Source organism: Haladaptatus sp. (genome assembly GCF_049589095.1).
In the GTDB taxonomy this organism is placed as follows: Archaea; Halobacteriota; Halobacteria; order Halobacteriales; family Haladaptataceae; genus Haladaptatus.
The window spans coordinates 1-8,479 of sequence record NZ_JBAWAC010000226.1; the positions used below are offsets into that span (position 1 = coordinate 1).

At 62.0% G+C, this 8,479-nt stretch carries 8 protein-coding genes and 1 pseudogene; 6 read left to right on the forward strand and 3 right to left on the reverse strand.

Translation table 11 applies throughout. The features are described from left to right. Positions 1 to 578, forward strand: a pseudogene (locus WBV42_RS07310) (pyridoxal 5'-phosphate synthase lyase subunit PdxS); the annotation flags it as partial. Between the two features lie 68 nt (positions 579 to 646). Here WBV42_RS07310 and WBV42_RS07315 read toward each other — a convergent pair. Both WBV42_RS07315 and WBV42_RS07320 read right to left on the reverse strand, forming a co-directional pair. Further along, positions 647 to 1,105 (reverse strand): GNAT family N-acetyltransferase, encoded by a 459-nt coding sequence (locus WBV42_RS07315; RefSeq protein ID WP_423985440.1) that lies wholly within the window; start codon positions 1,103 to 1,105, stop codon positions 647 to 649. A gap of 149 nt (positions 1,106 to 1,254) precedes the next feature. After that, the gene (locus WBV42_RS07320; protein WP_423985441.1) at positions 1,255 to 1,854 is read right to left on the reverse strand and encodes an NUDIX hydrolase; all 600 of its coding nucleotides are present in this window, start codon (positions 1,852 to 1,854) and stop codon (positions 1,255 to 1,257) included. Between the two features lie 128 nt (positions 1,855 to 1,982). On the opposite strand from WBV42_RS07320, the gene WBV42_RS07325 reads away from it, so the two are divergent. Next, entirely contained in the window at positions 1,983 to 2,447 is a 465-nt protein-coding gene (locus WBV42_RS07325; RefSeq protein WP_423985442.1) for a DUF5812 family protein, read from the forward strand. Positions 2,448 to 2,456: 9 nt separating this feature from the next. Here the strand turns inward: WBV42_RS07325 and WBV42_RS07330 are convergent, their stop codons facing one another. Next, positions 2,457 to 2,597 (reverse strand): phage terminase large subunit family protein, encoded by a 141-nt coding sequence (locus tag WBV42_RS07330; protein WP_253225124.1) that lies wholly within the window; start codon positions 2,595 to 2,597, stop codon positions 2,457 to 2,459. 121 nt (positions 2,598 to 2,718) lie between these two features. On the opposite strand from WBV42_RS07330, the gene WBV42_RS07335 reads away from it, so the two are divergent. The 4 genes from WBV42_RS07335 to WBV42_RS07350 all read left to right on the forward strand — a co-directional run bounded on the left by WBV42_RS07335 (position 2,719) and on the right by WBV42_RS07350 (position 8,391). Beyond that, positions 2,719 to 3,450, forward strand: coding sequence for a nucleoside phosphorylase (locus WBV42_RS07335; RefSeq protein WP_423985443.1), 732 nt, complete (start codon positions 2,719 to 2,721; stop codon positions 3,448 to 3,450). 63 nt (positions 3,451 to 3,513) lie between these two features. After that, positions 3,514 to 5,388: a chloride channel protein gene (locus WBV42_RS07340; protein WP_423985444.1), complete on the forward strand. Its 1,875-nt coding sequence runs from the start codon at positions 3,514 to 3,516 to the stop codon at positions 5,386 to 5,388. Between the two features lie 165 nt (positions 5,389 to 5,553). Beyond that, positions 5,554 to 7,470, forward strand: a complete 1,917-nt coding sequence (locus tag WBV42_RS07345; RefSeq protein ID WP_423985445.1) for a chloride channel protein — start codon at positions 5,554 to 5,556, stop codon at positions 7,468 to 7,470. A gap of 117 nt (positions 7,471 to 7,587) precedes the next feature. After that, complete coding sequence (locus WBV42_RS07350) at positions 7,588 to 8,391, forward strand: HPP family protein (protein ID WP_423985446.1); 804 nt, start codon at positions 7,588 to 7,590, stop codon at positions 8,389 to 8,391. Positions 8,392 to 8,479 lie beyond the last annotated feature (88 nt).

Consider the following 8,479-nt stretch of genomic DNA (forward strand, 5'->3'; position numbering starts at 1 on the left):
AGTCCGAGGTCCTCACCCCCGCGGACGAGAAGTACCACATCGACAAGCGCGAGTTCACCTCACCGTTCGTCTGCGGCGCGCGTAACCTCGGCGAGGCGCTTCGCCGCATCAACGAAGGCGCGGCGATGATCCGCACGAAGGGCGAGGCCGGAACCGGCGACGTGAACCAAGCCGTTCACCACCAGCGCACCATCAAGGGGGCGATTCGGGAGCTTCAGGGCAAGACCCACGAGGAGCGCGAGATGATCGCCCGCGAACTCGAAGCCCCCGCAGAACTCGTCCACGAGACGGCCGAAGCAGGTCGTCTTCCCGTAGTCAACTTCGCGGCCGGTGGCATCGCGACGCCCGCAGACGCGGCGCTGATGATGCACCACGGCTGTGACGGCATCTTCGTCGGCTCGGGTATCTTCGGCGCGGAGAGCCCGCCCGTGATGGCCAACGCCATCGTGGAAGCGACGAACAACTGGGACGACCCCGAGCGCCTCGCCGACATCAGCAAGGACATCGGCGCGGGCATGAAGGGCGAGGCCAACGTGGACCTGCCGGACGAAGAGAAGATGCAGGGCCGCGGGAACTGAGATAACAGAGGATTCCGTTTTCGATATTTTTCTCCCGTCGAGAGCGGTTCGCTCGCCCGGCCATCGGTTCAGTTTGTTTGCTCGTACGTCATCCGAACCAGCCTCTCGACGCCACCTTCCGGGATTTCCATCTCTGGGTCGAACAAATCGAAGCCGACCGACTCGTAGTACGGCACCAGTCCACGACGACAGAGCAGGGACAAGCCGACGACACTCTGGAGGTCGGGATGGTCAACGACCGCCTCCATCAGAATTTCACCGAACCCCTCCCCGCGGCGGTCGGCGGCGACGATGACGTCGAACACGTTCGCGTAGTACGTGTAGTCGGTCAGCACCCGTGCCGCCGCCACGAGGTCGCCGTCTCCGGATTTTCCGGATGTCTCGCATTCGACGCCGACGACGACTTCGGTTTCGGCGAGAGCGGTTCGAACGCCGTCGACTTCGCGGTCCTCCCACCACTCGTACTCCTCGTAGAGCTCTGTCAGCTCTTCCGCATTGTCGGGTGTGAGGTCGCGTGTTTTAGCCATCTTTCAGTCTATTCCTCACAGCCTGACAATTATTTTCGGTGAGTGTGTGAACGTGACACAACCGTCTTTGGACCTCGTTCTCGGAAGGAACCCCTGTCGTCCTACTCACCACCGCGACGAAACGGAACGAAAAACGAATTTCGTGGACGTTACTCGAAATCCCGCCGCATGGCGATTTCGAACCACGGGCACAAGCGAAGTTGACGGTACCAGCGCGGATTCTCGTATAGGCGCTCGTAGGGGACCCACATCACGCCGCCGACTTCCTCCTCGACGGGATCGAGCGAGGTGTCCGACAGGGTGAGTTTGAGCACTGAACAGACCTCGTGTTCGACGCCCTCCTGCGGGTAGTAGCGTTTGTATTCGAACTTGTCGGTCACGCGCAGGTCGTCGTACTGGTCGGGCGAGATGCCAAGTTCCTCTTCGAGGCGCTGGCGAGTGGCCTCCTCCTGGGACTGGCCGGGGTTGGGGTGGGAGGCGACGGTGCCGTCCCAGTAGGTGTCCCAGAGGCGCTTCGTCGGCGACCGCTGGGCGAGCAGGATGTCCCCGTCCTCGTTGAAAATGAGGGCGGTGAAGGCGCGGTGGCGGATGCCGTCGCCCATGTGGGCGTCCAGTCGGTTGACGATGTCCAGTTCGTTGTCGTCCCCGTCCACGGCGACGACGTTCTGTCGGGCGTTCTCGTGGCGCTCGTCGGTCGCGGCGCTCTCGGCGCTTCCATCCGGCGAGTCGGCGGCGTTCTCAGTGCTCATACCGCTATAGAGAACCATCCGTTTCAAACGTTCTTCGGAAACCATCGACAAATCGTCGAAGAACGTTCCGCGATGTACCGTTGGACGGGAGCGCAACCCGGAAAAGGCACCGCGTCATACCACCCGCCATGACCGAGAAGACGAGCACGTTCCTCGTCACCCACGCCGAAGAGGAGTCGGCAGTGCTGAAGGACGTTCACGATGGACAGGTACACACCTTCTCGACTAACCCTGGCGTCGAAACGGACGACGCGGTCGAGGCGACCGTCGCCCCCGAACCGCCGATGGAGGTGACGTGGGAAGTCGTCGAACTCGACGAGCGACGGCCCCTCACCGTCCACGAGAGCGACGAACCGCCGACCAGCCACGAACGGGAGGTCGCCGCCGAACAGGACGTCGGCGACCTCGAACGGACCGAACGCGCCGGAATCGGCGAGATTCACGTTCTATCCGTTCCGCCGGAGGAGACCGAGGACGCCGTCGCCGACGTGCTGGACGACGAGGGGACGCTCGCACGCGCCGCCCGATTGGGGGTCAACCGCGTCGAAATCCGCTCGGAGGACGGAACGGTGAGCGTTCGGTACCTGCCGTAGAAGGGTTCTCTATCCGTTGTCGCTCACGCCGAGGATCACGCCGCAGTGGGGACACTCCCACACCGTCGCCGCGCTGAACGTGTGCCGGGCAGTCGCGTTTCCTTTGGCCAAGTTCTCTATCTCATCGCCGCAATCAGGGCAGTGTGACATCAGACCTCGGTTTTCATTCAAAATATATAACAGTATTTGTTGGGGTGCTCGGAACTTCGAGAACGCGACATCCTCACTCGCTACAGCTAACCTTTTCTATCTCACCTGAAAACCCTCGGCCATGGCAATGCAACCGCACCTGCTCGTTGACGAGGGCGACCTGAACGACATCGCGCTGATCCCCGGCGACCCCGGACGCGTGGATCGAATCGCGGCCCAGTGTGATTCCTCGGAAGTCGTCGCCGAGAACCGCGAATACAAGGTCGTCAACGCGGAGTACGACGGCGTTCCGCTCACCATCTGCTCGACCGGTATCGGCTGTCCCTCGGCGACCATCGCGCTCGAAGAGATGCACGCCGTCGGCGTCGAGACCGTCATCCGCGTCGGGACCATCGGCGCGCTCCAGCAGGACATCGAAATCGGCGACATGATCGTCGCCACGGGTGCGGCCAAGGACGAGGGGACGACCCGTCGCTACGAGAAGGACACCTACCCGGCGGTGCCGGACTACGACGTCCTCTCGGCGCTCGTGGATTCGGCCGAAAGCAACGACGAGGACGTCCACGTCGGTCCCATCGCGTCCGACGACGCGTTCTACGCCGAGACCGACGAGTACGTCGAAGCGTGGGAGGAAGCGAACATCCTCGCCGTCGAGATGGAGGCGGCCGCCGTCTTCTCCGTCGCACGCCGGAAGGGCATGCGCTCGGGTGCCATCTGTACCGTCGATGGCAACCTCGTGAAAGGGACCCAGAAGGGAACCGACACCGAGGACGACGAACTGCCGGAGAAGGCGAAGAACAACGTCGAGCGCGCGATTCGAATCACGCTCGACGCGGTCGTCTCGCTGTCGTAAGTGCGGCCGTTTTTCGTCTGGCGGACCACAAGAGTGTAGCAACTCCCCGTCGTGTTGGTGTCCATGGCTGGAGGGAGAGGGGGCGACGACCCGGCAGTGGACGGTGTTCCGTCCCTGTCTCCATCGTCCCTACGGTCGTTCCCGTTGGACGGCGACCTTCGGATGCTCGTTCTGTCCCTCGCGACCGGAATCGTCGCCGGACTCGGCGCAGTGGTCTTTCGATTCGCCATCTGGATCGTCCAGGAACTGTTCTACGGACCGGCACTAAACCCCGGAAGCGTCGAGTTACCGCTCGTTGCCGTTCCTAACGCCTTTTCGGTCCTCGCGGCCCTCGGTCCCGTTCGGTTCCTCTTGCTTCCCGCCATCGGCGGTCTCATCGTCGGCGTCGTCATCAAGTTGACGTCGCCGGAGGTCAGGGGAACCGGGGTCGCGAGAGTGCTCGAATCCATTCTCGTTCGCGGCGGCCAAATCGACCCGAAAGTCGCGGTGTACAAAACGGTCGCGTCGTCCATCGCCATCGGGAGCGGTGGGTCGCTCGGCCGCGAAGGACCCGTCGTCCAAATCGGCAGCGCGGCCGGGTCGTTCTTCGAGCGGTACGTGGAGCGTCACGCCTACACCCGGACGTTGGTCGCGGCGGGAGCAGCGGGGGGAATCGCGGGAACGTTCAACGCACCACTCGGGGGCGTCATGTTCGCGTTGGAAATCCTGCTCGCCGAATACTACCTCCAAAACGTCATCGCCGTCGTGTTGAGTGCGGTGACGGCGACGGCAGTCGCTCGGGCGTTCCTCGATTTCACACCGAAACCCGGTGTTCGTGCGTTCCTGGTGCCTATTCAGTACCACCTCGTCTCCCCACTGGTCGAATACCCGCTGTACATCGTACTCGGTCTGCTCGTCGCCGTCGTCGGCGCTGGCGTCGTGAAACTGCTCTACGGTACCGCACACGTGTTCGACCGATTCGACGTTCCCGCCGCGACGAAACCCGCATTCGGCGGAGCGTTGCTCGGCCTCTCGGCACTCGTCACGGCGGCCGTGTTCGGCGTCTCCGACCTTCGGAGTGCGACGTGGCTGTTCGGCGTCGGATACGATACGATACGTCACAGTATCCTCGGGAACTTCGGCATCGGGTTGCTGTTGGTACTCGCGCTGATGAAAGCCGTCGGCTTTTCCCTCTCGGTCGGCAGCGGCAGTTCCGGCGGCGTGTTCTCTCCTTCCCTCTATATCGGTGCGATGCTCGGCGGGACGTACGGCACCATCGCCCACGCGTTCGTGCCCGGAACTGCTGGGCCGGGTGCCTACGCCCTCGTCGGGATGGGCGGTATCTTCGCGACGTCCGCACGCGCGCCGCTGACGGCGACGCTCATCATCTTCGAGTTGACCGGCCAGTACGACATCATCCTCCCGCTCTTGCTCGTCTGCGTTCTCGGCAACGAACTCTCGAACCGTCTTCTCCACGGCAGTACCATCTACGTCGAAAAACTCCGTGAGCGTGGAATCACGGTCCAAGAGCGACGTATCGGGAGTTTGGAAGACCTGTGTGCGAGCGACGTGATGACGACGAAGGTCGAGACGCTTTCGGAGGACCTGTCGGTCGAGGAGGCGATACCGACGATTCGAACCAGCGACCACGGCGGTTTTCCGGTCACCGATGAAAACGATCACATCGTCGGTATCATCACGTTGACCGACCTCGAACCGTTCATGACCGGACGTGTGGAGGGGGAAACCGACAGACCCGAGGCGGAACAAACGGTCGGCGACGTCTGTACCACGGACGTCTGTACCGTCCACCCGGACACGAACCTGCTCTCGGTCGTGGACCGGATGGAATCGCTAGATATTGGTCGATTGCCAGTGGTGGACGACGGTACCGTGGTCGGTATCGTCACACGGAGCGACGTGCTGGATGCGTACGACCGGATGCCGTCTTTCGTTTAGGATCGTCCACTTCTCGCGTCGTCTCTATACCGAAAGGGAATTCCCCCCTGGCTCAGTATAGGCACATAAATGGGGTTATCGAGCGCATTACCTATCCTTTCCAGCTCAAATTCGAAGTCAGGTGATAGTTCATCCGGGCTCTCACTCAAAGACGAAGAAATCCGGATGAACCTCATCGCGATCGTCATCGGCGTTATCGCCGGACTCGGCGCTGTTCTTTTTCGACTGAGTATCTGGGCGGCACAGGAAGTCTTCTTCGGGCAGAAGCTCAATCCCGGCAGCGTTCAGTTCAACCTCATCGATATCCCCAACGTCTACGACGCGCTCTCGTTTCTCGGTCCGCTCGAACTGCTCTTGATTCCGACCATCGGCGGGTTGCTCGTCGGTATCGTCATCAAACTCACGACGACGGAGGTCAAGGGCAGCGGCGTGCCGAAAGTCATGGAATCGATGCTCGTCCGTGGGGGGAAGATCGACCCGAAAATATCCGTGTACAAGACCGTTGCATCGTCCATCGCCATCGGCAGTGGTGGATCGCTCGGTCGTGAAGGACCCATCATTCAGATCGGCAGCGCGGCAGGTTCGTTCTTCGGTCGATTCATGGATCAGAAATACACCCGAACCCTGGTGGCCGCCGGGGCGGCGGCCGGAATCGCGGGGACGTTCAACGCGCCGCTGGCGGGCGTCATGTTCGCGCTGGAGATCCTGCTCGCCGAATACTACCTCCAGAACGTCATCGTCGTCGTACTGGCCTCCGTGATGTCTACTGCAGTCGCGCGGACGATCCTCCAGTTCACCCCGAGTCCCGGTGTTCAGGAGTTCCTCGTCCACGGCGTCAACAACGGAAACGGCATTCACTATCACATGCTGACGCCCGCGTTGGAGTTCCCGCTGTACATCGTGTTCGGCTTCGTTATCGGAGTCATCGGCGCTGTCATCGTGAAAACCCTCTACGGCACCGAACACGTCTTCGACCGCCTCGACGTGCCCGAGTACGTGAAACCGGCCGTCGGCGGCCTGCTCCTCGGGGGAACCGTCCTCTTGAGTGCCCTCTTCCTCCACGAGACGCCGATCACGACCGCCGATTGGTTGTTCGGTGTGGGATATACGACGATCCACACGGCCATCGCGGGCCACCTCTCGCTGCAGGTCATCCTCGCGCTGGCACTGCTGAAACTGCTGGCGTTCTCCTTTTCGGTCGGCAGTGGCAGTTCCGGAGGGGTCTTCTCGCCGGGACTCTACATCGGCGCGATGGTCGGTGGCGGGTTCGGTATCCTCTCCAGCATACTATTCACCGACATCTCCCACACGTTCACGTTCATCCCCGCCCTCGCAATCGCCGGAGCTGGAGCTTACGCCCTCGTCGGGATGGGTGGCGTGTTCGCGGCGACGGCGCGTGCGCCGCTGACGGCGACGCTCATCATCTTCGAGTTGACCGGCCAGTACACCATCATCCTTCCGCTCCTCGTCGTCACGGTCATCGGCAGTATCGTCACCCAACGACTGCTCAACCGTGGGACGATCTTCACCGAGAAGCTCCGCGAACTCGGTATCACGGTTCAGGAACGACGTATCGGGAGCCTGGAGGACTTGTGTGCAAAGGACGTGATGACGACGAAGGTCGATACGCTATCGGTCGGGGCCAGTTGCGAGGACGCCCTCATGATGTTCCAACAGACGAAACATCACGGGCTCCCCATCGTGGACGAGGGTGGAAGCCTCGTCGGGATCATCACGCTCACCGATCTCGAATCCGAACTCACGAACTCCATCATCCACACCATCGAAGGTCGTGAGGAGATCGACCTGCCCGACGAGGACCGGTCCCCGGTCGAGAAGATCGGGTCGACGGACGTGCTGACCGTGCCGCCGTCCGCGAACCTGCTTTCCGTCGTCGATATCATGGAGAAACTGGACGTCGGTCGCATTCCGATCGTGGACGAGTCCAACCACCCCGTCGGCATCGTCACTCGAAGCGACATCCTCGACGCCTACGACAACGTGCCCGAACTGTCGCGCAACGAGGTGGAAATTCCGGTCGTCACCGACCCGAAACTTCCCAACACCAGCGCGGACAAGTAGATCGACTCGGGTGGACGAACGGAGTGGATTCTCGACTCGGGTGGACAACCAGAATGGATTCGGTCAGACCCAAATTGGCAGAAACGAATATGCCTCGGGGTGGACAACTCTTGCCCAATGCGAGAATCGATGTGGACGATGTACGAGCGCGTGCTGTCCCGTCTTCGCCGGACCAGACGCCGTGAGACGGAGGAATTTCGTCGCTGGTTGGAGACGAGCGCGAACCTTCGTCACCTGACCGCGCTCTTCGCGCTACCGCTTCTGATCGCCGGGATAACGGCGATTTCGGACCGCGTGTCGATGCTGTCGTTTCTGCTCTATCCGCCGCTCGCTTCGGGGACGTACACCCTGTTCAGCGACCCGAACGGACGATACGCCTCGCCTCGAAACTTCGTCGGCAGCCTCGGAACGGGTGCGGTGTGTGGCTGGTTTTCGGTCTACTTCTCCGAGACGTACCTCCACATTCCCGACCTGCAGCCGTTACACGCACATCCGATAACCGCCGCACTGGCCGTGTTTCTGACGCTCGTGACGACGTGGTCGCTCTCGCTCGAACTCCCGGCGGCGTTCTCGACCGCGTTGCTCGCCGTCGTCGTCGGCGTCCACCAACCGACGTACGTCCTCAGCGTCATCATTTCGAGCCTCATCGTCATCTCGATTTTCAGCGTGTGGCACACCGAGGTGTACCAGAAACGCTCGCGCTACCTGTATCAGTCCACGAGCGGCGACGACCACGTTCTGGTTCCGATGCGCGGCGAGTACGCCGAAGGGGCGGCGATGTTCGCCGCGAAACTGGCGGCGGCACACGACGCCGGTAAGGTCGTCCTCATGGACATCGGGGACGAGGACGCCATCGAGAAGGCGAGGGGAAGCGGGAGGTCGAGCGAAACGGAGACGCTCGTCATGGAACCCGACGACTAGGCCGAGACACAGGCGGCGGACGAGGCGGCGACCGCCCTCGAACGACAGGCCCAACGGATTCGAACCCGGATGGGTGTCGCCTGTGAAG